This is a genomic window from Thalassotalea agariperforans, assembly GCF_053470345.1.
Window position 1 is genome coordinate 110,426 of the sequence record NZ_JBQMWH010000006.1, and the last position, 26,204, is coordinate 136,629.

22 protein-coding genes are annotated in these 26,204 nt (G+C 36.7%); 5 read left to right on the forward strand and 17 right to left on the reverse strand.

The window, feature by feature from the left end; genetic code table 11:
• Positions 1 to 93 precede the first annotated feature (93 nt).
• The 10 genes from ACSLUO_RS10250 to ACSLUO_RS10295 all read right to left on the reverse strand — a co-directional run bounded on the left by ACSLUO_RS10250 (position 94) and on the right by ACSLUO_RS10295 (position 6,863).
• Positions 94 to 486, reverse strand: coding sequence for an ACT domain-containing protein (locus ACSLUO_RS10250; RefSeq protein ID WP_448248437.1), 393 nt, complete (start codon positions 484 to 486; stop codon positions 94 to 96).
• Positions 487 to 626: 140 nt separating this feature from the next.
• Complete coding sequence (locus ACSLUO_RS10255; RefSeq protein ID WP_448248438.1) at positions 627 to 1,178, reverse strand: hypothetical protein; 552 nt, start codon at positions 1,176 to 1,178, stop codon at positions 627 to 629.
• Positions 1,179 to 1,290: 112 nt separating this feature from the next.
• Positions 1,291 to 1,593 (reverse strand): hypothetical protein, encoded by a 303-nt coding sequence (locus tag ACSLUO_RS10260; protein ID WP_448248439.1) that lies wholly within the window; start codon positions 1,591 to 1,593, stop codon positions 1,291 to 1,293.
• Between the two features lie 107 nt (positions 1,594 to 1,700).
• Positions 1,701 to 2,330: a DJ-1/PfpI family protein gene (locus tag ACSLUO_RS10265; protein WP_448248440.1), complete on the reverse strand. Its 630-nt coding sequence runs from the start codon at positions 2,328 to 2,330 to the stop codon at positions 1,701 to 1,703.
• Between the two features lie 66 nt (positions 2,331 to 2,396).
• Positions 2,397 to 3,116: a hypothetical protein gene (locus tag ACSLUO_RS10270; protein ID WP_448248441.1), complete on the reverse strand. Its 720-nt coding sequence runs from the start codon at positions 3,114 to 3,116 to the stop codon at positions 2,397 to 2,399.
• A gap of 214 nt (positions 3,117 to 3,330) precedes the next feature.
• On the reverse strand, positions 3,331 to 4,227 hold the full coding sequence (locus ACSLUO_RS10275) for an alpha/beta hydrolase fold domain-containing protein (RefSeq protein ID WP_448248442.1): 897 nt from the start codon (positions 4,225 to 4,227) through the stop codon (positions 3,331 to 3,333).
• Between the two features lie 80 nt (positions 4,228 to 4,307).
• Positions 4,308 to 4,583 carry a putative quinol monooxygenase gene (locus ACSLUO_RS10280; protein WP_448248443.1) on the reverse strand — a complete coding sequence of 92 codons (276 nt, stop codon included), beginning with the start codon at positions 4,581 to 4,583 and terminating at the stop codon, positions 4,308 to 4,310.
• A 53-nt stretch (positions 4,584 to 4,636) separates the two neighbouring features.
• Positions 4,637 to 5,260 carry a MarC family protein gene (locus ACSLUO_RS10285; protein WP_448248444.1) on the reverse strand — a complete coding sequence of 208 codons (624 nt, stop codon included), beginning with the start codon at positions 5,258 to 5,260 and terminating at the stop codon, positions 4,637 to 4,639.
• A 34-nt stretch (positions 5,261 to 5,294) separates the two neighbouring features.
• Entirely contained in the window at positions 5,295 to 5,726 is a 432-nt protein-coding gene (locus ACSLUO_RS10290) for a UPF0158 family protein (protein ID WP_448248445.1), read from the reverse strand.
• Between the two features lie 486 nt (positions 5,727 to 6,212).
• A complete protein-coding gene (locus ACSLUO_RS10295) occupies positions 6,213 to 6,863 on the reverse strand; it encodes a peroxiredoxin-like family protein (protein WP_448248446.1) in 651 nt (216 codons plus the stop codon).
• 389 nt (positions 6,864 to 7,252) lie between these two features.
• Here ACSLUO_RS10295 and ACSLUO_RS10300 point away from each other — a divergent pair, with 389 nt between their 5' ends.
• The 3 genes from ACSLUO_RS10300 to ACSLUO_RS10310 all read left to right on the forward strand — a co-directional run bounded on the left by ACSLUO_RS10300 (position 7,253) and on the right by ACSLUO_RS10310 (position 10,766).
• Positions 7,253 to 7,477 carry a hypothetical protein gene (locus ACSLUO_RS10300; RefSeq protein ID WP_448248447.1) on the forward strand — a complete coding sequence of 75 codons (225 nt, stop codon included), beginning with the start codon at positions 7,253 to 7,255 and terminating at the stop codon, positions 7,475 to 7,477.
• 131 nt (positions 7,478 to 7,608) lie between these two features.
• Positions 7,609 to 9,588 carry a CRTAC1 family protein gene (locus tag ACSLUO_RS10305; RefSeq protein ID WP_448248448.1) on the forward strand — a complete coding sequence of 660 codons (1,980 nt, stop codon included), beginning with the start codon at positions 7,609 to 7,611 and terminating at the stop codon, positions 9,586 to 9,588.
• A 209-nt stretch (positions 9,589 to 9,797) separates the two neighbouring features.
• Complete coding sequence (locus ACSLUO_RS10310; RefSeq protein ID WP_448248449.1) at positions 9,798 to 10,766, forward strand: hypothetical protein; 969 nt, start codon at positions 9,798 to 9,800, stop codon at positions 10,764 to 10,766.
• A gap of 310 nt (positions 10,767 to 11,076) precedes the next feature.
• Here the strand turns inward: ACSLUO_RS10310 and ACSLUO_RS10315 are convergent, their stop codons facing one another.
• From ACSLUO_RS10315 to ACSLUO_RS10330, 4 genes are all read right to left on the reverse strand, one after another.
• Positions 11,077 to 12,552 (reverse strand): sulfatase-like hydrolase/transferase, encoded by a 1,476-nt coding sequence (locus tag ACSLUO_RS10315; RefSeq protein ID WP_448248450.1) that lies wholly within the window; start codon positions 12,550 to 12,552, stop codon positions 11,077 to 11,079.
• Between the two features lie 73 nt (positions 12,553 to 12,625).
• The gene (locus tag ACSLUO_RS10320; RefSeq protein ID WP_448248451.1) at positions 12,626 to 14,062 is read right to left on the reverse strand and encodes an aldehyde dehydrogenase family protein; all 1,437 of its coding nucleotides are present in this window, start codon (positions 14,060 to 14,062) and stop codon (positions 12,626 to 12,628) included.
• Positions 14,059 to 15,210 (reverse strand): mandelate racemase/muconate lactonizing enzyme family protein, encoded by a 1,152-nt coding sequence (locus ACSLUO_RS10325; protein ID WP_448248452.1) that lies wholly within the window; start codon positions 15,208 to 15,210, stop codon positions 14,059 to 14,061. Before ACSLUO_RS10325 ends, ACSLUO_RS10320 begins: the two co-directional genes overlap by 4 nt.
• 87 nt (positions 15,211 to 15,297) lie before the next feature.
• A complete protein-coding gene (locus ACSLUO_RS10330; protein ID WP_448248453.1) occupies positions 15,298 to 16,830 on the reverse strand; it encodes a sulfatase-like hydrolase/transferase in 1,533 nt (510 codons plus the stop codon).
• A 400-nt stretch (positions 16,831 to 17,230) separates the two neighbouring features.
• Between ACSLUO_RS10330 and ACSLUO_RS10335 the strand changes: the two genes are divergently transcribed.
• The gene (locus ACSLUO_RS10335; RefSeq protein WP_448248454.1) at positions 17,231 to 19,738 is read left to right on the forward strand and encodes a beta-galactosidase; all 2,508 of its coding nucleotides are present in this window, start codon (positions 17,231 to 17,233) and stop codon (positions 19,736 to 19,738) included.
• Positions 19,739 to 19,741: 3 nt separating this feature from the next.
• On the forward strand, positions 19,742 to 20,455 hold the full coding sequence (locus tag ACSLUO_RS10340) for a DUF6445 family protein (protein ID WP_448248455.1): 714 nt from the start codon (positions 19,742 to 19,744) through the stop codon (positions 20,453 to 20,455).
• Positions 20,456 to 20,657: 202 nt separating this feature from the next.
• Here ACSLUO_RS10340 and ACSLUO_RS10345 read toward each other — a convergent pair whose 3' ends face one another.
• The 3 genes from ACSLUO_RS10345 to ACSLUO_RS10355 form a co-directional block, all read right to left on the reverse strand.
• The gene (locus ACSLUO_RS10345; RefSeq protein ID WP_448248456.1) at positions 20,658 to 22,193 is read right to left on the reverse strand and encodes a Fic family protein; all 1,536 of its coding nucleotides are present in this window, start codon (positions 22,191 to 22,193) and stop codon (positions 20,658 to 20,660) included.
• Between the two features lie 501 nt (positions 22,194 to 22,694).
• Positions 22,695 to 23,435: a hypothetical protein gene (locus tag ACSLUO_RS10350; RefSeq protein WP_448248457.1), complete on the reverse strand. Its 741-nt coding sequence runs from the start codon at positions 23,433 to 23,435 to the stop codon at positions 22,695 to 22,697.
• 25 nt (positions 23,436 to 23,460) lie between these two features.
• Positions 23,461 to 26,070 (reverse strand): beta-galactosidase, encoded by a 2,610-nt coding sequence (locus tag ACSLUO_RS10355; protein ID WP_448248458.1) that lies wholly within the window; start codon positions 26,068 to 26,070, stop codon positions 23,461 to 23,463.
• Positions 26,071 to 26,204: the final 134 nt, after the last annotated feature.

The following is a 26,204-nucleotide window of genomic DNA, read 5'->3' on the forward strand; positions in this document are numbered from 1 at the left end:
GAATAACCCAAATGACATTTTTAGTGTGACAAGGATCTATTTGTCACGCTAAAAATATATCTGTATATACTCTAATATTTTTTCGATTAACTACTAGTTAAATTCCGCTAATGCGGTCATTGCTAAATCCGCTTTATCCACTTGTACAAAAATATGATCATGATAATAAGCAGCAATCACATTAGCACTGATGCCTTTTTCAGCTAACTTTGTTGAAACTGCTGCAGTTAAACCTACAGCGTCAAGGCTTGAATGTATGGTTAGTGTTATGCCTTTAAATACTGACTCAAAGGGTAAGTTATTGGCAATAGCCATTGCTTTGGTGAGTACTAATGTTAGCCCTTCAGTTTCTCGAAATGTAGCTAAAGGTAACAAATGCTCAAATTGAGCATACTCACCTTGTAGCGAACAAAAAACATATTCATCCGGCATTAATTGCGGTGACATAGCTGCGAGTAATTTATTTAAATTAGTTTCACCGACCATTATTTTTCCTGTTAAATATGGATGTAATTTTTGAACTAGTTTTGTATTTCTGATAAATAACCTAAACTCAGGTTAAATAATAATGACAGGCCTTCCTGACAACTTACCAATTAAATATCAAATAACAAAGCCGCTAATTTTTACTTTATAATTTGAATGAAATAATCATCAAGAACTATTGAAGAATGCCTTTTGTCCTCGCTTTCACCAAGATTTTCGCCTGAGCTTTGACCAAAATACAATCTTTCGCTATCAAGATAAATTAACGTGTAATTGGGCGGTAAATCATCTTCTGAATTATAAGTAAACGTTTCATTTAGACGATAAGCTTCAATACTTTCGTCACTTATCGTTTTACCTTTAATTTCAAGGTTTGAAATATCTATGGTATCAAATATCATTGATTCACATGTAGTATCCGTTGGGCGAAAATACATGGTTTTATACTTAGCTTTCAAAGAAGAATCTATACTTAGTGTCGTTTTAACATTCCAGGCTGTGTTTGAACCATTAAGCGCTAACTTATTGTAAGAAGAACATTCTTTTTCCCATGAACTATTCGATAAACTTGTAGCAATACTATTTTTTGGTAAGTCTGTATTGCCTTCACTTTCTGTAGCATCTCCGCCAGAGCCGCCACATGCAAACAAAATCACCGAGACAAGGAGCATAACAATATGCGTGTTTTTCATTTTTACCTCATGCGCTGCTAAAAACTTAGCGGCTAATTAATAATAAAAAGTTGGCTAAAAGAAACGATGATGAAGAAAGAGCAACGATGCCATTTTAAACCGCTTATTCCGACTACTGACTTAAACGTTTTTTAAGTGATTCATCAAGTAGCTTCTTTTGATTTTCTTGCTCATGTTTGCATCGGTTTTTTTCATATTCGTATGGGTGATTACAGTTTTTGTCTGCCCCTAAACTAACAACCAACTTCCTTTCTCTTTCTTTGCATTTTTCTTCTTGAGCTGGTTCCATATTTACACATAGTGATCCTTTTTTACCGGCACCAGGTTCACCATAATCTTCATCACTGTAGCTACTGCAGCCATTAAGTGAAATAAAAATCGCAATCAAAGATATTACATTAACCTTAAAATTCATGAGTTTACCCTCCATGTATAGATGCGCCCGAATAAAGGCAAAAAATAGTTAACTAACATAAACGAGGCCGTAGAAAAAACCAATGGTTATTTGCCTGTTTATTTACCCTAACCCAATTCTCGTTTAATGTATTTTGATACCTTAGCATTAGCTGCCGCATTGCCATAAACTTTTGCAGACGGGTAATACTCGGCATTTAATTGTACTTCAGATGCCACTGTTTCGTTAAAATAATCAGCGATAAATGCTAAGGTCATATCCATACCAGCAGAAACGCCTGCGGATGACCAAATATTACCATCTTTAATATATCGTTCTTCAACAACGTCAATTGTTTTATCTTTTTTCAACTCATCAAGAAAAGCCCAGTGAGTTGTCGCTTTTTTGTTGGTAAAAAGCCCAGCTTTTTGTATTAAATACATGCCGGTACAGATAGATAAAATACTATGACATGCAACATTCGCTTGTTGTAAGTATTGAATAACATTAGTATCTTTCATTGCTAACCTAGCACCACTGCCACCAGGTACTATTAATACATCAGGAAAAACACCTTCAGAAAAATGGATATCAGCGCTAAAACGCATGCCATGTTCACCTGATGGTGTCATCGAATTTAAGGAGATAAGTTTAGGCGGCTGACAAAATTTCATTTCAGCCAAAAGGCCGATAAGTTCCCACGAGCCAACTAAATCTAGTTCTTCTACTTTGTCAAAAATTACAAAATATATCTTCAAAATGCCTCCTTGCTTTAATGAATAATTACGTATGTTAGCTTTTGTACTGCTACACACATATTTTTCTTAATCATTTCGACGAACAATAGAAAATGAAAGCATCGGATTTTGTTCGTTATAAGGATCATTCATGCCTATATATTCAATAAGAACAAGTGTTTTGTATGGTGTGCTTTCTAATCTATCACCAACATCAAGCCAGAACTCACAAAATTCTTTTTCTCTGCAAATAATATTTTGATTATCGTTTTCAAATTTAAGTTTTGCTCGATGGTTGGCTAGATCCATCTTTATTAACGAAATGGTCACCCCTTCCATGTTTTGGTTAGGGCATTTAGCATTTCCGCTGATTGTAATTTGATCAGGGTTTAGTTCATCCTGATTATCTCGTAAAGTTAAACTCTCGCAAATGATGGCAGCCAAGCCATTATATTTATAGATTTGAGCATAAGAGTACCTACGTTCTAGAGATACAAGAGCAGAATTTAAAGCTTTAAAATTAATATCTTGGTAATTATCACTGATATAACGTGTCATCTGCCTAACAAGAAAAGCATTTTCTTTATATTGAAAAACTTTATTTAAGTTATCTTCTCCTGCCCCGTCTTTAAGCATAACAGGCCGACCATCAAGTACCTTTTCAGCAACAAGCTTAATCACTTCATTATTTATTATTCTTTTTGATTCTGCGGCTTGGTAGGTAGAAGTAATAAATGAGCCAATGATCCCGCCAATCAATGTCATTAGGGTAACCATTATTACGGTTTTCGATTCCAATAAGTTCATTTTGTGCTCCATGCTTTAAAGGCTATTAACACGACATTAAATTGCCTTATTATATTTTATACCGTAACAATATGGGTACTGACGAGATTTTATATTATAGCTAATAATACGAGCGTAACATTAGCCGAGAATTTCGATCAATTTATAAATCAGTCTCTTAATTCAGGTAGTTATGTTTTGCTGTAATCCGATATTATTTTTCTGCTGTCGCTTCTTATTGTGACCATTTTTTTAAAAAATTTAAATATTTCGCAAATACAACTTTCGACTGCTTAGGCGCAGAAGCAGATAAACTATGCGTGCCCCCTTTTACCTCATGGTATTCAAAAGCATGGTTAATTTTTTTCAGCTCATTCACAAAATCACGACTCATCTCTACCGGAACAATAGGATCTTTATCCCCGTGTGATAAGAAAAATGGCGGATCATTTTCGTCAAGGTAAGTGGTGGGTGACATTAAAGATAAAGTTGTTATTAGATCTTTATCATCAGCAGGCAATAAGCGAGTAACTAAAGCACTGTTAGCATATTCGGAACGAGTAAAATCACCTATAGGCGCTGATTGTGCTGCCACAGCATGAACCGAAGAATTAAAGTTAGTATATAAACCATGATCAGAAAAAGTTTTTGAGTTTCCGGTTACGCCTGCCATCACGGCTAAATAACTACCAGCAGAAGAACCACTGACAATAATTCTGTCAGGGTTTATATGATATTTAACAGCATTAGCTTTTAAATATCGAATTGCAAGTTTAATATCTTCGATTGCAGCAGGAAAACGATAGTCTGGTGAAAGCCTATACATAGCACTTGCAGCGACAAATCCTATTTTTGACAACTTTAAAATTTGTTTATTTTTGGAGGATTTATCTCCAGATATAAATCCTCCACCATGAATTAAAATTACAACGGGCCGAGGTGCTAAAGCAATTTCTTCTGGAAATGCCATATTAATAGCCAGTTGAACACCCTCTATTTTCCCAATAGGAATATCCTCTTGAAGACCTTTTAACACCGTTGCCTTTTTTTGATAACCATAAGCCAAAGTACTTAAACACATCAAAGTAACAACAAAATATATTGAGAATTTAATTAGGCTTACTCTAAACATGAAAGATCTCAACAAAAGGCTAAAAGCGTGAGTAAATAAAAGAGGTACAAGCAAAAATAGTTTTTAATCTACTTAAAAAATTAAAGATTAATTTCATACTCATTAACCTCAAAAGATTCAACGAGAGAAAATGAATCATTCTCCGGCCCTGAATTTCTAAATGCATCCAACGAGGTACGTGATTGCCATTTTTCGAATATATTCACTCTATTCTCATCAATAGGATCGGGCGAAACTGAGAAATCTTCACATGCAGATAATTTTCTTGCTTGTGATATCGCCTCAAGCGACTGTTCAATAAATTTATCCCGCGAGCCTGACTTTAGTTTTAATTTTCCGGCAACAATTATCGTCATGTAAGGTTTTCTCCGAGGTACATAGTCACTAATTTACAGGAAATAAGATTAGATTAAAAACTAACAGACGCACTAGTTACCCACTGTTCTAGCCCAAGCGCTTCCATAATAAATTCAACAGATAACGCTGCTAGGATCATCCCCATTAACCGTGTTAAAAGTGATGCCCCGCCTACACCAATAACTTTAATAATGGTGTTTGAAAGAAGAAGCAAAACCAAAGTAACGACCAAAACAAATAACATTGTTATTGTCGTAACAACTTGTTCTTCAATGGTATATACGTGATTATCCGTGATCAAAATTACCGCTAAAATTGCTCCCGGTGAAGCCGTAGATGGAATTGCCAAAGGAAATACTGAAATGTCATGGCGAGCTTCAGCTGTTGCTTCTGTTGAGCCTTGCGAAAAAATCATCTGCAAGCCGAACAGAAAAAGGATAACCCCGCCAGCAATTTGAAAAGAAAGCAGACTAATCCCCATAGCAGCAAGCAAAACCTGACCAATTACAATAGCCCCAATTAGAATTAACGCTGCATAAACAATAGTTTTATATGCGGTTTTCCTTCTATCTTTTATAGAAAGGTTTGCCGTTAAGCCAACGAACAGAGCCATTGTTCCGATAGGATCAATAGTGGCCCAAATAATTAAGAAATCGTGCAGAGCTTTATCTATCATCTAAATTCTACTTTTAGTTCGTTTGAATGCATTGTTATCTGGTTTTAACTGGAATTGAATTTTCTTTGCACCATTCAATAACAGCGTCTTTCATTGCTTTATTTTCATATTGATACCATTTATCAGTACATTCTAAACTATGTAGAAGCGATTTAAACCTAGAGTAAGCACCACGCTGACTAAAAATAGAATACACTTTATTAAATTCATCGGGAATTTCTTCAGCAGCAAATTCTAAAGCGACTCTTTTTCCTAAATCTAAATCTCGCTTTGATGGGATTGATATATATTTATTATCATCGATATCTTCAGGTAACTCTTCATCTACCACATCACCTGCATAATAGATTACACCTGTTTCTGAATTAATATAGGCGTGATTATCAAACGAATAATCTGAGGAAACAAACTCTATTGCAAATTCAATATCATTTAAATCAACATGCATATCAATACCTAAAGCCACTTAAACATAAAGCCCTAGAGGCTAGCCTCATATCGTGGATTAACGTAAAAAACCGACCCCTAATTAGTTTGTTAAGTAACTAATGTTGTAGCAATCTTCATTAACCATAGCACAATTTTTATGGGTTCATATACACAAAAAATGGTTACACAACTTACTGTTTTAAATGACGAACGTGTAACTAAACTGGAGCTATTAGGTAAAAAGACACAAGCAAAATGAATATAAAAAAATAGCTTAATAATCCATGCATATCAGCGTGATAACCGAAAAAATTATTTGCTTTATTAACTGAATTTACTCATTTATGAAATAAATAAAAATAATGATGCAGAAAACAGCAACTTTTATTGCGTTACGTGAAGTGATATATCAAAACAACGCTTTGCTCACTGGATAAATGCGAGCGCAGCGGATAGTTTTGAACACGTTGCCATGTAAATGTTAGTATTGTAACTTAATGGTAGGAGTCTCAAGGAAACATCTTTAAGACAATTTTTGTAAGGCTTCTATAATATCGTCAGGCTCTGAACGTGTTCTATAATCAACATCAACATAGCGCCATATAACCTCACCATCACGGCTTAATACAAATGTGGCAGGAATAGGTAAGATACTACCGTTGCCATTATTGATTGTTTCAAGATTAAGCTTGCGATCTACCCGCATGTGCTCGACAAGAAATTCAGGTACTTCCCATGCAATTCCATATTGCGAAGCTATTTTTGCATCTTGATCGGACAAAATAACAAACTCCATGTCGCTAATTTCATCTCGGGTCATTGAACCGTCAGGCACCTGAGGGCTGATAGCAACTAATGTAGCACCCAATGCCTGTATATCTTTTAAGCGAGCTTGCAAGGCTCTAAGTTGTAAGTTGCAGTACGGACACCAACTACCACGATAAAATGTCAGCACAACTGGCCCTTTGGTTAGTAAGGCATCCAACGATATCGATTTACCTTCTGGATCAGATAGCTCGAAACTAGGCGCTTTCTGGCCAACTTTAATGGCATCACCGCCTTGCTGAAAAGCTTTTGCCTGCTTAATAATATCATCGACCCCACTCATAAAATCAGGATTAGCCTGTCGTCCCGCTGCAATTTTAGCATCGGTTTGTTCTTTTAAACTTTTCATATTTACTCTCTAATGTATTAAGGAATTAAGTATTCTGAAGTCGTAAACATAATGACTTATATCACTTTAACCCCACTCTATGCCAAGTAGAGTATGTAAATGATAACGATATAGCAAGCATGATAATTACAGGTAAAGCATTAGATGAATCTACTGAATATTTACCTGAAAAATAAGTAACAAAACCAAGAATAAAGTATGCAAATATATACTTCTTCTTAATTTTATTAGGGTGTTTGCACGATGGGCATACCACATGAAACAAATGACAATGTTTAATGTTTTTAACTGAATCCCAATAGCTGATGCCTTCACAACATTCTGAGCATTTAATACTTTTCATCATACTTCATTATCCCTTTTATTGACTTATAGTTCGACCAAATCACTTGCAAACAATTTCTAACATTGGATCATTAATTCAATTCTTTAATAAAAATGGATACGTTGAAAAACTAGCGCTTTCATTATCACGCCGTAATACATTAGTTGATGGCGCTGTCTTTAACAATGTAGAGCAAGCCTTTATTAAGCTGACTTCTGCACTAACAAGTAACGTACATAAAACATTAAGCCATGAAGATTATCTTGCCAAGTTATTTAATCATTCTTAGTAAATAACCTCTAGCTATTAAAAAACATATCCACTTAACGTAAATATATTGTAAAGGCCGTTGATAGCTATTCCTTAAGAATATACCATAATATGTAATCATTCATATGATGTTTACATCAAGGTGACAAGATGCGCAATAAACCAGCTAAATACAACAAGCTTTTATCGTTAATATCCACGGCAACTACTGCAGTAGTGTTAACGGGCTGCCAAGTCTCGCCGTCTCAGCAAGAAAATCCAGCAAGTATAATTAAGCAAACACCTAGTTCATTATTTACTGAATCAAGGGGGGGATTACCCACTGAAAACAGAGGTAGAAGAAAATGGGATGGTGCCATTGTTGGTGATTTAGATGGGAATGGCTTTCAAGATTTAATTTTAACCGAACACGCCTACAAAGTACGTATTTTTTGGAATGAAGGCAGCCACTTCAGTGGCCCTCAAGATCTGATATCAGGTGATATGCACGGCATTTCTATTGCAGATTTAGATCAAAATGGGTTAATTGATATTTTAATTGCCCAAGGTGGTGGTAATGGCGCTAACCCTAAAAAACCACTTCATTACGAAGTCACTAAAGACAGAAAATTCATTGGCGGCGAAGAGCTTAAGCATTTTGAAAAAGGTCGCGGTCGCTCAGTTAAAGTCTTAGATGCAAATAACGATGGTACTTTGGAATTATTCTTAACCGGTTTTCCAACGCCAGAGCAATTTAAAAAAGGTGCTAATCATTTTTATTTAAACGATGGTAAAGGTGATTTTACCTTTAATCGTCATCTTCCATTTGGCAGTAGACTCAGTTACCGCTCAACAATAACCGATTTTAATAACGACGGTGATCCTGACATTATTGTTTTTGGTGGTGACAATATGGTGGCGATTCAAGGCGGTAAAGAGTATCAATTTAGTGATCAAACACCAGCGGTATTTGGTCAACTTAAAAATACTCATGATGTCAGTTCGATTTCTCAAGTTGACTTTGATCGCGATGGCGACCTCGACTTAATTTTAAGTCGCGCAGAGCATCAATTTGAACATGAAACTTATTTTGATGAAGAAAATAAACGCTTTGCTTTTTTTGCGAGATTTCAGCCACTGCAAGTTGAAGACTTAACAGTAGAAGGTGACTTTTACTTAGAAAACTTACAAATGGCATTTCCTAATTTTGACGTTTTCGTTGGCAAAAACAAACGTAAACTAGAAATCGACCTGAAAGGTAAAAAGTCCTCGTTTGATTGGGATCAAGAAAGTGACAATAACTTGACCTTAACTAAAGTTGACGCTGACGGTTTCCCTACTGGTGTTTGCCCTGACGGGTTAAAAATGAAGGACTTACCTAAACAGTCTAAATTAGGTTTATACATAGGCCATATAGGTAATAATGTCTGGCGTATTTGCAGCCAAACTAAATCACCAACGGCTGGGGTTATTCACCATGTTCAATCTAAACACCAAAGTGTTAAAGATGAACCACTTCCCGCGATGTTACTTGAAAATCAAAACGGAACCTTCGTCGATGTAACCGCTAAAATGGGCTTAAATATCAACGAACAAACTACCAGTGCTGTTGCAGCTGACTTTGACAAAGATGGTTGGGATGATTTGTTATTAGTACGTTATGGCAATATGGCCAAAGAAAACGAACAAATTTTATACCTTAACAATCAAGGTAAATCGTTTGTTCGCCAAGATACACACGGCGTATTTTCGAAAGATTTAGGTGCAACAGGCAGTGGCGCAGAGATTATTGATTATGACCGCGATGGCGACTTTGATCTTGTCATGGCCAATGAACGTGGCAGATGGCATTTATATACCAATAACAGTGAAGCGTTAAACTCAAATAATTTTATTGGCGTACAAGTGAGCAATTCACCATCAGGTAAAGCAACAGCATTTGGGGCGAGTGTTACAGTGTCAGCCTGTTCGATGACAACCACGAAATCCGTAGGTGATACTTCATCATCATTTGCTGTTACTCATAATAACGATTTATTGGTGGGTTTAGGTCAATGCGACAAAGTTGATAAAATTACCGTAAAATGGACAAACGGTGAAACACTTAACCTAACTGCTAAAGCCGTTAATCAATACCTTTCAACCAAATAGTATAACTATAGTTAAGTTATAATTTTTTTGTTCTACAAGTAGATTTTGACAAGGTAAAATTGTTTTAACCACTTCAATTAGAATTTATAAAATAATTGAAGTGGTTGAAAATGAAAATAGGCTAAAGTTTTCTTAATCATCTATAGTAAAAATTAACATTCCCTATACTATAATGTATTACTACTGATAATTTAAAGGATACTATCTAGGTGTATTATAAAGGCGGTATTACGAATTTTATCAACCTATTATTTTTGCTGTTACCTGTAAAAATAATAGCTGCAGTTCCTGTCAATAATCCCGCTAATACTTCGGCTCCAGCCATTACTAATGAAATATCAACTGTGCTTTCTGCACCCCGAAACCTAGAAAAAGTTGAAGTTATTATTTCTTCACCAACAAATATAGCAAGTGCTTACAAAAGAATGGTTGATAATAAAAGATGTGATCAAGTAACTCATGAAGATTTAAACCAACAATATAGAGGTGCAATTGAAATTTTGATCGTTTGCAAAGCTCTTTATACTGCTGGTGTAGAACCCGTTATAACCATTATCCCTGCTCCGAATTATACTAGAGCACTTAAAATGGCAGAAAGTGGCATGTCACACCTTTGCGCCGAAACTGTCTGGTTAGAAGATATCAATCAAGAAAAATTTTATTATACCGATGCTATTATCCGTGAAGGTGAATTTGAAAAAGGTTTATATGCTCCCATCATCCATCGTTTATTTAGCCAAGCAGATGCCTCCGAACATATAGAAGAATATATTGGTACAACTGTCAAAAATTGGCACAAAGACAGTGACGTATTACAACAAATAACCAATAAAATTTTTTACTCATACCGCTATTCTTCAATATACCAACTGCTTAAGGCGGGCAGAGTAGATTTTACCCTATTAGCTTTTCCGAGCTCTGATAACTTAGAAATAATTGCTAGAAACGGCATAAAGCTCCGGCCTATCGATAATGTAAAAGTACAATTACCCGGCACAAGGCATTTCATCATTGCTAAAGTAAGACCCGGCGCTGAAAAAATATATCAACTATTGAATATTGGTATCAAAAAATTAAGGGAAAAAGATGAAATAAAACGTCTTTTCTACGCTACCGGTGTTTTCAATGAAAAAACAAAAAGCTGGAAAGTTATTAACAAGTTAGTTGATGATAATTAAATTTAACGCAGCAATAAGGAAAAGCAGTAGCTAGAAAGCAAGTTGTTATCCAGAGTTCAGGTTATATAAGACTTTATTATTTGAGCTCTTTATTATTGAAGGTTGAGTTTTTAAAAACAAGATATCTGGACAATATTCTCAATATAAATCAAAACACTATATAAAAATAAAATCGAAATGTTCTCTATGATATTTTCTAATAAAAAAAGGGTTATGCTAATAATCAATATCTTGATTATTAGCATAACCCCTCAGCACTAGAAATTAACTAAAACCGTACTAACACATATTGGTTGTTAGTCTGTCCTAATTAATCAATTTTAAAGTCTTGATGAAAACGTGGCATTGAATGTTCACGCCAATCAAAACCTTCTTTATGAATGTGGAACCATAGTGGCTCTGTGTGCCCCCAAGCCCAAATATCCATAGCGGCAACCATTTCTCTTACAACATTAGGATGCTTGCTGCTAATGTCATTTTTTTCACCAATATCTTTTTCAATATCGTAAAGCTTCCAACCATTTTTAGTATCGTGCACTATTTTAAAGTTATCTCTACGAGCAGAAGCTTGTGAAAAGCCTAAACGATGGCGCATGGTGTATAACATTTCACCTTGACGTGGGTTAGAACCAGCAATAATGTTTGGCCAGATGTTTTTACCATCTAATACCTTGTTAGTTGGCACTTTAGCGCCAGCTAAACTCACTAACGTTGGGTAAAAATCAAGTGCCGACACAGGATATTCAAAGGTTTTACCCGCGGCAATTTTAGCTGGCCAATGTAAGAACATCGGTGAACGATATCCACCTTCGTAAACATCACCTTTGTGGCCTTTTAACGGCGCATTGCTAGCACCTAAGCTAGGCTTACCACCATTATCACTTAAGAAAACAATTAGGGTATTTTCATATTGACCAGTACGTTTTAAAGTTTCAACGACACGCTTTACGCCACGATCAAGTGCATAGACCATACCTGCATAAACTTTACGTTTTTTGTCTTTTATGTTTGGAAACATTGCCATATCTTCTTCTTTTGCTTCCATTGGTGAATGCGGAGCATTGTAAGCAAGATATAAGAAAAAAGGTTGTTGTTTGTTTTCGCCTGCTTTTTCAATAAAGTTCGACGCTTCACGTGATAAACCGTCGGTTATATATTCTTTTTCATCAACTTCTTTACCGTTATGCTCTAATGGACGTAAGTAATGAAAAATAGCATGGTTTAAACCTTTTTTACGTTGTGCTTCATAAGCAGGTTTAAACTGCTCAGGAAAATAATTATGACCGCCATTTAAAAAACCATAAAACTCATCAAACCCACGATTATTTGGGTGAAATTGTTGCTCTTCCCCTAAATGCCACTTGCCAATAGCACCAGTGTAATAACCTGACTCTTGTAATACTTTACTAAAGTAAGTTTCTGAGGTTGGAATACCTAAACCACCAGAGCGATCACTGGTTGGTAAATTAAATTGCGAACCAATATTATGTGGGTAGCGGCCCGTTAATAAACCAGCACGACTTGGACCACAAAATGGGTGAGCAGCATAAGCTGAAGTAAATACAGTACCATTTTTGGCTAAGTCATCTAAAGCGGGTGTCACTATATCTTTAGCGCCGTTAAAGCCAACATCACCGTGACCTAAGTCATCCGCTAAAATGAATAAAATATTCGGTCGTGCTGATGTGTTTTGCTTATTTTCTTCAGCTACTGTTGCCGTTGTACAACCACTAAACGCCAATAATGACACCAGTGGTAACAGGTTAATACGTTTTAAAAGCTTCATTATTATTCTCTTTAATTACCAATATTAAATTCAAGGTTGCTAAAGGTATCAGTGCCCTTAACAACCAATTAATTTATGGATTTACCAAAATAGAAACACGTTTTAAGGTGAGGTATTCTTCAATACTGTATTGTGAACAATCTTTACCAACACCACTTTGTTTTAAGCCGCCATGAGGCAAATGCACACCATAATGTACTTCGTTGATACAAACACTACCGGCTTGAATTTTATCAGCCGCTTGTAAACCACGGTTTAAATTGGTGGTATAAACGTAAGCAGATAAGCCATATTCATGATCATTAGCTAAGGCAATAATATCGTCTTTATCTGAAAACGGTATTACCGCTAAAACTGGACCAAAGATTTCATTTTTCACTAAATCCATGGTTAAGTTAGCATTAGCCACAATTGTTGGCTCAAGGAAATATCCGACAGGTTTGTCACTTGGGATTTTTCCACCTAGAATAACTTCCGCCCCCTCAGCTACAGCTTTATCAACTGCCGCCATCACACGCGTACGTTCTTTTAAATTGATTAATGGTCCCATTAAGCGACCTTCAGCATGACCAACCCCTAACACTAAACCTTCAGCATGAGCTTTCGCTTCTGCTAAGAACTCAGCATAAACCGATTCATGAACAAAACAACGGTTTGGTGAAACACAAACTTGGCCACTATTAGCAAACTTAAGGTTAATAATATCGTGTGCTGCTTTTTTCACTTCAGCGTCGTCATAAACAATAACCGGTGCATTACCACCAAGTTCAACAGAAAAATGCTTAACGTTTGTACAAGCGGTTCGCATTGCACCAACACCAGCTTGTGTTGAACCTATCATGGTAAATAACGAGGTTTTATCACTGGTTAATAATGGATCGGTAACATCATAATTATCACTGGTGATAACATTAATAACGCCCGCAGGAATACCGGCTTCAATCGCCAGTGCGGCACAACGTAAGCTGGCTAATGGTGTTACTTGAGCAGGCTTTAAAATAACAGTACAGCCGGCCGCTAAACTTGGTCCTAATTTATAACCTAAATTTAATAATGGGAAGTTCCATGCTAAATATCCTACCACTACACCTAATGGCTGACGTGAAATATAGTTAAGGAAACGACCATCAGGATCTGAAATCACCGGTTGGTCTAAACGTTTCGCTTCTTCAATAAAAAAGCGTAAACAGTTAGTTAACATATCAAAGTCGTATTCAGCGTTATCTGCTGGTTTACCTGTTTCAGCAATTAAAATGTCAATAATTTCAGCTTTATGCTGCTCTAATAGATCTGCATAGGCATAAATTAATGTTGAACGCTCGTTTAACGACATTGACGACCAAGTGGTGAATGCTTCTTTAGCACCGTTTAGCACGTTTTCAATATGGTACGGTTCAGCATCAGGTACTTGAGCAATCACTTCTTCTGTTGCAGGGTTAACAACATCAAAGCTGGTTTTAGCGCTAACTAATTCACCATTAATTAGCATTTTATATGGGTTGTTGTTCATTTTGTTTCTGTTCCGTGTATATCAAACGTTTTTAAGATGGTTTTATCAATCTTAACCCCTAAGCCTGGTGTTGTAGGTACCACGGCACCACCACCATCAACTTTTACCATGACTTCATATAACTCATCACGTAATGGGTTTTCAGTACGATCATACTCTAATAAAAGCTTTTGCTCTTCAGCACGACCAGGTTCAGTATAACCTGTAGCTAAAAAGTGAGTCGCTGCCGCTAAATTTAACTGCGTGCCCCAAACATGTGGGATCATATTAATGCCGTTTGCTGATGCTAAAGTACGAATTTTTAACGCTTCACTTGGGCCACCACAATATGCTAGATCCGCCTGTAACATTTGAATGCCACCGGCTTCGATCAATTTTTGATAACCCCAGCGGGTTTGTTCACATTCACCCGTTGCAATCGCTAAGTTAACTTTTTCATGTAGCTGTCTAAACAGTTTAGGATGTTCTGGAGATAATGGTTCTTCAAACCAAGTATAACCATTGTCGTCTAAAACTTTGCCAATGCGGATTGCCTCTGGTAAATCAAAAGCATGGTTAGAATCAGCCATTAATTGGGTATTAGGTAAAGCTTCGCGCAAGGCAACAATGAACTTTTCATCAAAGTCGATGTTTTTACCGACTTTGATTTTCATTGCTTTGTAGCCTTCTTTCGCAAAACCAACACCTTCTTCAACTAATAAAGGTAATAATTCCTCTTCAGGTAAGTCTTGGTAATACATTCCTGTTGCATAACAAGGTACGATATCTCGTAAACGACCGCCCATTAAATCACTAACACTTAAACCAAGGGCATGTCCTTTAAGATCCCATAACGCCATATCAATACCCGACATAGCTGCCATCATCACACCACCACGAGCAAAATCTAATGATGAACGCCACATTTTATGCCAAATAGCATCAGTGGATAGCGCCGGCTCTCCAAGAATACGCGGTGCATAGAACTTTTCTACGGCCCCTTGAATAACATCTGCCGGGCCATAACATTCACCCCAGCCAGAAACACCAGTATCAGTAATTATTTCAATCACTAAAACATTGCGTTGATCATAAGACCATTGAGAGAAGCCAAAAGGTTTATCTAAATGGCAGCGTAAATGATGAGTACGAATACATGCTATTTTCATGTTAAATTCACTTTAGGTTGTCTAATACTAGGCTTTTACGTGAGCAATATGCTCTAACTGTAAAAGCGCCTTGTTAACTAATACAGCTTAGAGGTATGCTTTCATATGGTGTCTAAAAACCTTCAACGATGGGTCTTCAACACGAATCAATTCTTCCTCTAATAGTTTGACTAGTTTGGTTAATTCTTTTTTGTATGCTTTATTATTAATTTGATTGGTAATTTCAACCGGATCATTTTTTAGATCATAAAGCTCATCCCGTGAATCCCCAGGATTCCAAACAAATTTCATTTCAGGGGTACGAATAGCACGAATACCAAACCACGAACCGTTGTACCATTCATAAGCATATAAAGCTTTGTCGACTTTACCGGCATCGGCTTTATCGCCCTGCTCCATTAAAGGAATTAACGAACGTCCATCAACATCGCCGTCTGGCGCTAAGTCCATAATTTCAGCAATAGTTGGTGTAATATCTAACATCGACACTTGGCGAGTTATGGTTTTAGGAGATTGATCAGGTGAACGAATGATTAATGGCATACGCATTAATTCGTCATAGGCATAAGGACCTTTATCATAAAGACCGTGTTCGCCTAACATGCTGCCTTGATCACCTAACAATACAATGGTTAAGTCATCGTAGATGCCTTCGTCTTTAGCCGTTTGAATGATATCACCAACAATATGATCAACCATGGCAATAGCACCATAATAATAGGCACGCGCTTTACGCCAATCTGAATCAGACATATGACCGACATCGTGCCACGGCCACCAAATGCCATCTTGTGCTAAAGGTTTGTTAACACGTTTAGATAAATGATTGGCTGGTAACGTTAAGGTATCAGGATCAAACATGCTGGCATAAGGCTCAGGCACGCGGTAAGCAGGATGTGGTTGGTTAAAGCTGATCACACCAAAAAATGGACGTTCATCTTTAGCCGCTTGTTTAAGCATTTGCTTACCATAAACTAATTTTTTATAAGCTTCGGTATCTTCATAAGTGCCAGGTAAAGTTTGAAAGTACTCATGTTTTTCATTATTTTTGTCTAACTTACCTTCGTAATAACCTTTAACTTGTGAAACCTTTGCATAAGGTGTCCATTGGCGAGAAAAACGTTCACGGGCCTCATGACCTTGCCCCAAATCAATTTCAGCACCACGCAATTTAGTACCCTGAGCACCTAAATGCCATTTACCAACATGGCCTACTAAATAACCGGCTTCTGAGGCACGTCTTAATAACCCACCTTCAGAAAGGTCAAGTTCTGAATAACGTGAATGATATAATTCTACGTTATCATCTAAACCATTTTTATGACCCCAACGACCGGTATATAAAGCAGCACGCGAAGGTGAACACAGCCCTGTTGTAGTCATAGCATTATCAAAACGCGTACCTTCTTTCGCTAAAGCATCAATAGCTGGCGTGTTAACTGGCCCGCCACGATAAGAGAAGGTATCAAAACGCATGTCATCAAAAAATATCACTAACACATTAGACTTTTTATCTTTTGCTATAGCTGTTTTTTGTTCAATTTTTTCATTTGCGTCACAGCTAGCTAAAGTTAAAAGACTTGCTGCGGTAAACAAATAGGTTGCTACGCGGTTAAACATAGTTGAGCTCCAAAAATACGGTGAGATAAGTAAACACCGTTTAATTCACAGATAAATAAAAGCACCATTGCCTGCTTTATTAACGTTTATCACTGACTTGGTAAATTTTATAGTCGAAATAAAATTCACCAAACTCGAATCTAGTACCTATATAAACATATGATGTTTATATTTTCAATACTTTTATTCATTAGAGCCCTATAAATTACAAGAACAGGGCTTGCTTTATTCAAAAAAAGAAAACATCATACTTATATAAACATATTATAGTTGTAGCTGAATTAATATCGAATTTCGTTAAACAGAATGTTGATAAGCTACGTTTAAAAAACACCATAGCTAAGCCGATATAAGTAGAAATAATAGCCGCTTTGCTTTAATTGCGAGTGAATACAAACAAATGAAAAAAAATTTAATCTTATTGTTAAGAAAGCCTTACTTAGCCTTAATAGTGTTACTTGCTATGCAATCAGGAAAAACATTTGCGGCACAAATAAGCACAGAAAAAATTAACACGTTAGTCACGTTAGTTAATCAAGCGAAAATAAAAAATATTGATGTTACCCGTGAAGAAATGACCTTAACCATGGCTGAGTTATTTTCAGCCTGGGCAGAGTGGGATGAAAATAACCAAACCATCAATAGCGAGTTTTATTTAAAACATCCAGTATATAAAACCAGTGCCGCAGAACATGCTGCTAACCTACCTGACTATCAGCGTAGCTCGGTTAATACAATTTTAGATCAAGCGATAGAAGAACTCATACAAGTAAACAACGGCACCATCATCAGAAAGCCTGTTCCTAATGTGGCTTTTGATAAAGTTGTTGTTGGTGACAGAAGCTTTTTGTTAAATAATTCTCCGGTATTCTTAAATACCTACACTTGGAAACCAGATGATCCACAAACTAATCCCTACTTTGGTAATTTAAACAGTCAGTTCATCAGCCCAAATTTTATTAAAAATGCCTCGGGAGATGTTAACCAAAGTCAATATAACAATATTAATAACGATCACGATGAACGCATTGGCCAAGTATTTGTTTCTCATTCTGGCATACCTGATTGGACAAACACTGCCTATAGTAATTTTACCGATGGCAGTAGATTATTCAGTAAATATGATATTGATCACCCAAACGCCCGTACTTTATTCGCAAACTTGTTTGAAAAATTCATTCCTATTCTCAAAGACAAAAGATCGTCCGAGTTAGGTTACATGTTATTTAACGAACCAAGCTTTTTTACTCAAGCAGGGGTCTGGAATACAGGTGAAGTATCAAACTATACCAAAGAAAAGTTCAAAGTTTGGTTAACAAAAAAACATAGTAGCATTAGTCAATTAAACCTCTTATGGCGTAGCAACTATAATACTTTTGATGATATTGATATATCCATTCCTATGTCAGGAGATTTACAAGGCTCAGCCATTTGGTTCGATTGGATGCGCTTCAATCAATTACGCGTTACTGATTGGTTTAGTTTTTTAACTTCAGAAATTAAAAAACATGACCCAGAAGGGAAAACACATATCAAATTAATGCCTTGGCTATGGAATGGCAACAAACGTGATCACGGTATCGATTTTGAAGCACTATTAAGCTTAACCGACATCATAGGTTTTGATGCAAATTCTGAATACCGCAATTTAAGAAAAACAGAAAGTTACCAAGCCGAATATAGTTTTGATTGGCAAAGCCCAATTATTTCATTTGATTTTTTTTCGTCAGTTCAGCCACAACAATTGTTGTGGGATTCAGAAAATCACTTTTTTACTAAAGTAGCATTTCAAGAAAAAGACATTGACCCGGCCTACGTAAACGCAATTTATTGGTTAGCTGCAACCCATGGTTTATCAGGTACATCAACTTGGGTTTGGGGCAGAAATACTGACGGTTCAATAATTAGTAGTCGGGGCACTAATTCTGAATATATCACTGATATAACCCATCAACCGATAGGTTTTCATACCTTAACCAGAACCATTATGGATATTAATGCCAACATGGCTGATACCGTAAAGTTACAACAACTTAAAAAACCGATTCGACTTTTTTATTCAGAAGTAAGTGCTATTAACCAAAATAATTATATGGAGAGTATTCGACAAGCACATAAAAAATTATTTTTTGAAGGACTACCTTTAGGTTTTGCAACTGAAAATATCATCAACAAACAAGCTAATAGCTGGCCCGTTGTCGTTATTAAAAACACACCTCAAGTTACCAGCAATGAATTACTCGCTATTCAGCAATATATAGATAACAAAGGCACGGTATTAATTGATAATACCAGTTTACTATTTGACGAATACAACAACCCACACCCAAGCTCACAGATCCCAGCTGGAGAGCAAGTTATTTATTATCAATCAGATGACGAACTAAAAGAAAAAATACTCGCGTTAACTTCAATTAAAGCATTATTACCCGAAGTTAACGTTATTGAAGCCAATAACGACAAAAAAGTGGCATGGCGCATTGCACAAAAAACTGACAACACTTATGTATTATCAATGATAAATACAGGTAAGCAGCCGATTGAATTAAAAATAGCCGCCAAACAAAACAACAAACGTTTATTTTTAACTAATTTACTCAATGGGCAAAATATTGATACTGATTTAAGCTTAGCAGCTAAGCAGCACTTACTTGTTGAAGTAGAAGTTATCAGTGAAGACATTGAAGAAGAGACCGTTACAACTATACCGCCGTTAACTCCACCGGTTAACACGCCTGACAAGGACAATAATACAAACGAGACAAGTAACGAAGCCAGCACGCCACAGTCAACTGAAAAGCAAACTGGTAATATTAGCGGTGGTTCAATTAGCTTTATACATTTATTCATATTAGGCTTAGCAATAAGCTTAATTCAATTATCACGTGCTTTAAAAAAGGGTGTTTAATCTATGGTAAATTATCAAATAAACCCTAAAAATAAACCTTCAATGATTTACGTAGGTCAGGAACGTTCTCCTGTTTTGATCATTGACGATTTTTTATTAAACACCCAACCAGTTGTTGATTTTGCTTGCCAACAAGCGTTTGTCGTAGGTCAAGAACATAACAACTCATATCCTGGCATAAGAAGCGCCATTGGTGACGATTATGGAATGACCGTACTAAAAGCGATTGCCCCTTATTTTTATAACACCCTAAAAATACCACCGAATTTAACCTTAACACCCTATAACGGCTGCTATTCTTTAATAACACAAGCAGAAAGCACCTTAGAGTTAAGGCAATGTATTCCTCATTTTGACAACGACAATATCTATAGCTTTGCTGCACTGCATTATTTAAATAAAGGCGATTTTGGTGGCACCGCATTTTACCGTCATAAACCCACCGGCTTTGAAAATATAACAAATAGTAGAAAAGAAGAATTTTTTAATTCAGCGCAGCAATATATTGAAAAAAATGGTCATACAGAACATAAATATTTTACTGAATCAACGGGACATTTTGAATTACTTGAGGTGATCGATTACAAACCAAATCGCTTTATTATTTATCCGTCAACCTTGTTGCACTCAGCTTATTTAAAACAACCGGACAATAATATTGACGATAATCCAGCAACAGGTCGATTAACCGCTAACTTTTTCATTGAATTTAAATAGCTGAGTTTAATTAAATTTAAAAATTAAATAAGTAAATTTTGGGTGAAATAAGGGGGTAATTAAGATACAACAAAGTCGCTTGGTGTTAACAATATTATATGAATTAGTTAGTATTCGATCTTACAAACCCCAAGACCCTGTAACACATTTTGTGTAACTGCTCTTATGCAATGACTAACGGTTTACCGACAAAATGGTTCACTTAATCAAGCAAAAACACTTCTTGATATTTATTTTCTATTTCTTTGACTTCAACATCAGTTAGTGCAGAGAACTCTCTAGTTGTAGCCCTTTTCGATAACCTACCATTACTCTGACGCAAAAAGTTAAGTAGTAAACTTAAGCTTTTTTGTGGCATATCAAACCGATTATTTACATAGTTCCAAATTTCATCGTACCTTTCAAGATAAAGAACTTCCTCAGGAAGAACAGTGTCTACCGTATCTTTTACGCACTCAAATAAAAACTCCACTTGGCGTGTCATATCTCCAAATCGATACAAGTCAGCCGTTTCATTTGTTACATGAACATTGTTATCTTCAGTCGGTTGCCATTCAACATACTTCAAACGTGGTTGTGTAAACTGCTCTAACACGGCTTTGTACTCTTCTATTTTTTCTAGAATGACTGCTGATACGGGGAAAATAACTCCTTTAGGCGTGAAGCCACTCTCAGCTAATACGTGATGAATTAAGTAGCGATGAATTCGTCCATTACCATCTTCTAACGGATGAATAATCACAAACGAAAAGGCAATGATTGCAGCAGCTAAAACAGGATGAAATCCTGAGTCTTTCATTAATTCATACCCATTTAGATAAGCAGCGAGTAGCTCATCAAGATCTTCTGGCTTGGCTGATATATGTTCAGGTATTGGTATATTGGTCACACGATCATGCTCACCAACAAAACCGCCAACACAACGAATTCCCGGCAGGATAAATCGACCATCAGGAATGACTACTTCTTGTAAACGTTCTATCTCCTTTACGGTTAATGGCTGCATGCCTGCTTGACCGATAATTTTCCCCCATCGCTCTATACGATTATGAGGAGGCGCTTCTCCTTCAATAGTATATGAAGCCTTGGAGTCTGAAAGCAGTAAAAAAGCAGCAGCTCTTGCAAGTAAGTCACTGTGAACAGCCCCTATATTTTGAGCCGCTTTTTCGTCTAAGTTTTCTCCAATATATTGAACAAGCTTCTCTGTTTTCTTAATTAAAGGACAGAACCCATTAACACCCGGTAAGTTGTTATTTATTCGTTGGCGTGAAACCTTGGTTTTGGCGCAGCCAAATTGTAGTTTTTCATTTAGCGCGTCAACATAATTACCAGTAGTAGCATCCACAATGGGTAGTACTTGCGCAGTGAGCCATTCATAGAAAAACCAAATTCTGCGGCTATACGCGCCTGTTATTTCATTTTCAACAGAAGCAGTAATATCTTCGATTGCCAAAGCGCCAAATAAACTTTTCATAATAGCTAAATCAACACCTTCGTATTTCAACGCAAATGTTAATTGTGCAAACCAATGGGATTCAGGCTGATAACGGCTTCCCCATATTAACCACCTTCCTTTGCTTCGTTTAGCGTTTATAGCTGGAACTATGGCGCATATCGCATTAGGAGCAGGAACGCTTAGTTGGAATTCATTGATAAGCCAAGCATATCCAACCAGCTCAGCTTCAGGCTCTGGATAGATTTCTTCATCAAAGAACTTTGCGCGTTTAGCTAATACCATATTACCCACCTAAAAATGATGATTTACCATGAAAAACGATTATCGACCATGAAAAATGATTATATAGCTCACTACTTCATGAATTATAATTAAAAACTATATTATGACTGAAAATTTAAATCAACTGCGTGAAAAACAATTAGGAAGTGTGAAATATAATTATATTTGATGGCCTGGTATGAATTATGGTTATTTATTGGTAAATACCATAGTAATCTATTACTAATTAAAGTTTCACCATTGGCTTGAAAAAGCCAATGTACCGCCAAAAACAGCCTTAGGAGCAGCCTAGCAGGTAACAAGCGGACGTTATTCTTAACCAGTTATGCCAAAAGTCAAAATAACAGAGCTTTAAACAACCTGAGAAAAGGCAGCACTAACTGTACAAGTAATGTTCAAATATATTATTTCTTTGGATATCAAAAAATTACTCGCTATTTAACAGATCGAATTAGGTAAATTATTTGCTGAATAATTTACCTTTTTATTCAAGAGGATTGATTACTTAATTATCTCAAAATGCTTACCAAACTTTTTCGGTAAAATAGATTCTGTGCCGTCAACTTCGGTTAAATATACCACCCAAGCGTATTTTCCTGCTTCAAAGTTATCAAGCATATCGTTAAAAGGAATATTAATATCCTGTGGTTTGCTGATGGTGTATTTTATGGCACCAAACTCTTCCCAATTAACACTGCTTAATAATTTAATGTGTAAATCACGTGGCTCTGTTACATCAAATTTAATCGCTAAAAGCTGTTCTTTATTGTCCGTGATTTGTTTAGGCCAATTAACTGATTTAATGCGGTCTTGTTTACCAAACTTTACTTTTTTAACATATTTAGGCTCGGCAATAATGGTCACATCTTGAGATACCGTTTGACCAATACGATCATTCCAGTTTTTACCTCTAGGCGCTAAATAAGCATTCCAACGATATTTACCCGGCTTGATATTTTCTAACGGAAAGTCAAAATGATACTTGCCTGACTTTCTTATACGCTTCATGGTGTTCTTAACCGGTTGTCTGGTTTCTAAATTTTGTAACGCCACGTATAAGTCACGGGTTTTATCAACGTTAAGCTCAATATGAATAACTGGCATTTCTTCCAAGCCAATAATTTCTTGGCTGGAGAGTGAAAGAATTTCATCACTTTCAGCTTTAACCAACGTTGACGTTACAACCGTAAAAAATAATACAAGTTTAACTAAACTTAATAATTGTAGTTGTTTGAATGACATAATTTATCCCCTCAGTAGTTATTGTTTATATTAATGATGTTTTATCTTTAGCTTTCACTAATAATCTAGAACGTAAACCTGCAATTAACAGTAATAATGTAAATGAAACACTGCCACCTGAACTTGAACTATTACCTGCTTCTGGCTCTGGATTAGGCTTAGGTGTTGGTTCTGGTTCCGGCGTTGGCTCAGGTGTTGGCACTGGCTCAGGCGTTGGCACTGGTTCAGGTGCTTGGCTGACACTGTCACCAATACCCAATAAAACAACATCATAAGGTTGTAAGCGCATTTGTGCGGTTTCAGTTACTGAACTTATTAAATTAACAATATCGTTTGGTACACCATCAGCAAGCGCTAGGTTAATAATTCGCTCATCTTTACTAATATTCATCAAGCTGACAACATTTCGCATTTGTTCGTTATCAAAATACTGGTTCACTAAAACGCCATAAGCTTCATTGTTATTGGTATCTTTAATTTCAACCGATACGGCACTATTAACCAAGGTATTAGGGTGTTTACTAGTTAACGCCGTTTTAAAATGATTGGCCATATCAATAACAGCATCATCCCCAGTTCCTAAAGCAATGGTTGCAAACGGTGTAAAGGGTAAACGCTGATTTTGTGCACGAGTAGCTCCCAATTCGGTTTTGCCAAAACTTGCCGACGGCTCAACTAAAACTACACGCCCGCCTTGAGCAACAAAATCGGCTAAATCACTTAAGTCAGCTTGTGACACAAACGCCGTTGGTGACAAAATTACCGTTTGTGTGCTTTTATCAACATTGGTTAATTCGGTTGGTGTTGTAAAACCTACAGACACATTGAGCAATTTTAAAGCTTCATATACATCAGCCATGTCAGCGGTGTATGTATTGTCTTGAATCGCTGAATCTTTACTGTAATAGATTAAAAAATTACGGTGCTGTGGTACTAACGAAGTTACCGCTTTGCCATGAGCATTAATTTCTTTAATTACACGACCATAAGCATCTAACTGAATTGGCTGGGTAACCGTAGTACCAACAAAATCAGCACGGGTATCAATATGACCATTTTCATCACGGTTCCATACCCAAGCAGTGATTGCATCAACCCCATGCAGTGTCGCTAGCCACAAAGCGGCCCGAACATAGTCAGGTGACATATGAAAATCACGCCACCTAGCACCTGACAAACCATGCCATTCAGAGTCGTAAATTGGCTTGTCGGGGGCAATAGATTTCATAAAATCGAGCATGATCGATTGCGCTCGCCATTCTATGGTGTAATGTTTGCGCCATTCTTGCTCTAACCTAAAATCCCATTCAGCATCTTTTGAGGTGGTTTGTGCATCCGATCCCGGGACATCAACCAATTTTGTAATAAACTCAAAATCAATCCCTTCGTCTTGGTATTGGGCATGAATAGAGCGCTCGCCTAGAACTTTAATGTGAGTTTTAGCATTAGGATCTTTAGCATGTACCCCATCATGCAAAAACTTAAACCAGCTATTAACCCGTTCCATATTAAATATATGCCAGTCATACCAAACCGGCCCACCTTGGTAGCTCATAGCTAACGGTATCGTATAAGTGTATTTAACCGCTTCAAAATTATCAAAGCTGGTGCCGTAAGTGCTATTTAATGAAGCTATTGAGCCGTACTTTTCTGCTAACCAAATACCATATTTGTCCATGGTATAAGAAGAAACGCCTTCCGTGGCTCTTGGATCGTTAGCAACACCACCTTCTCGTATAGCAAAGGTCGGTTCATTGGCTATCATATGAATACGTGCGGTTTCAGGTGCCGAAGTTGCACTAACTGGCACAAATTCATCAAATACACTGGTTAGCCATGGGCGGACACTGGGGTTATCAATATCATAATTCGTGAATACTCGATAACCGGTTTCATAAGCAGCAGGTACATCGGTTCTAGACCAATGATTATTAGGCACAATATGACCTAAGAAAAAATAAAACGGTGTTCTACCGGCTGAAATTTGCTCTTTAGTTTCGCGTTCAAAACGATTTAATTGGCCACTAATAGCGCTGGTAGGTGAGCTTAAAAATTGTGCTGAATAATATTGTTCACCACTGTAGCCAAATGCTTCCATCACATCGGCGTCCATCGGCTGCCAAAAAAATTTATTCGAGATAAATGGCTGACCATCTATTTCAAAGTTTTCACCATTAAGGCTAACTTGCCCTGTTTTAAAATTAGGTGGCGTTTGCAAAACAATGTCACCATTCATCTGAGCTTCTAGCTCTGCTATTGCAGCATCGGCAACTTCTAAACAATCAGCTAATTCATCAAACGGTAAACCCTCTGCGCCAACGGGGTCAAAACGGGTAAAATATTTAGCATCGTACATTGCCTGCACCGCAGTAGGGTTCGCTCTATCCCACGGTGCAAAAGTATCTTTAAACAATTTAATGGTTACTTGTGATACTTGCGCGTAATCAGTTGTGATGCCAGCAAGTTTAGCGGCGGCGACTTTTTCATCGAGTTGTTGGCTTTTCGCACTCACTTCAACCAGTAGCTGGGCAAAGGTGTCATCATCAAGAGCACCGTTATAAACCCCGGCTAAACTTGGCATATTTAGCGATGTCATTAATGAGAGGCTGAGCAGTTTTTTTATATTTTTATTCATCGGTTAACCCTTTGTCTTAACGCCACTTTTATATTACTAGCGCCACGAACTACCCTTTCTATTTAAGTAATTTTGCAAATATGTATTGCGACCACCGACAAAAAAGATAATACTTAACTAAACATATCATGTTT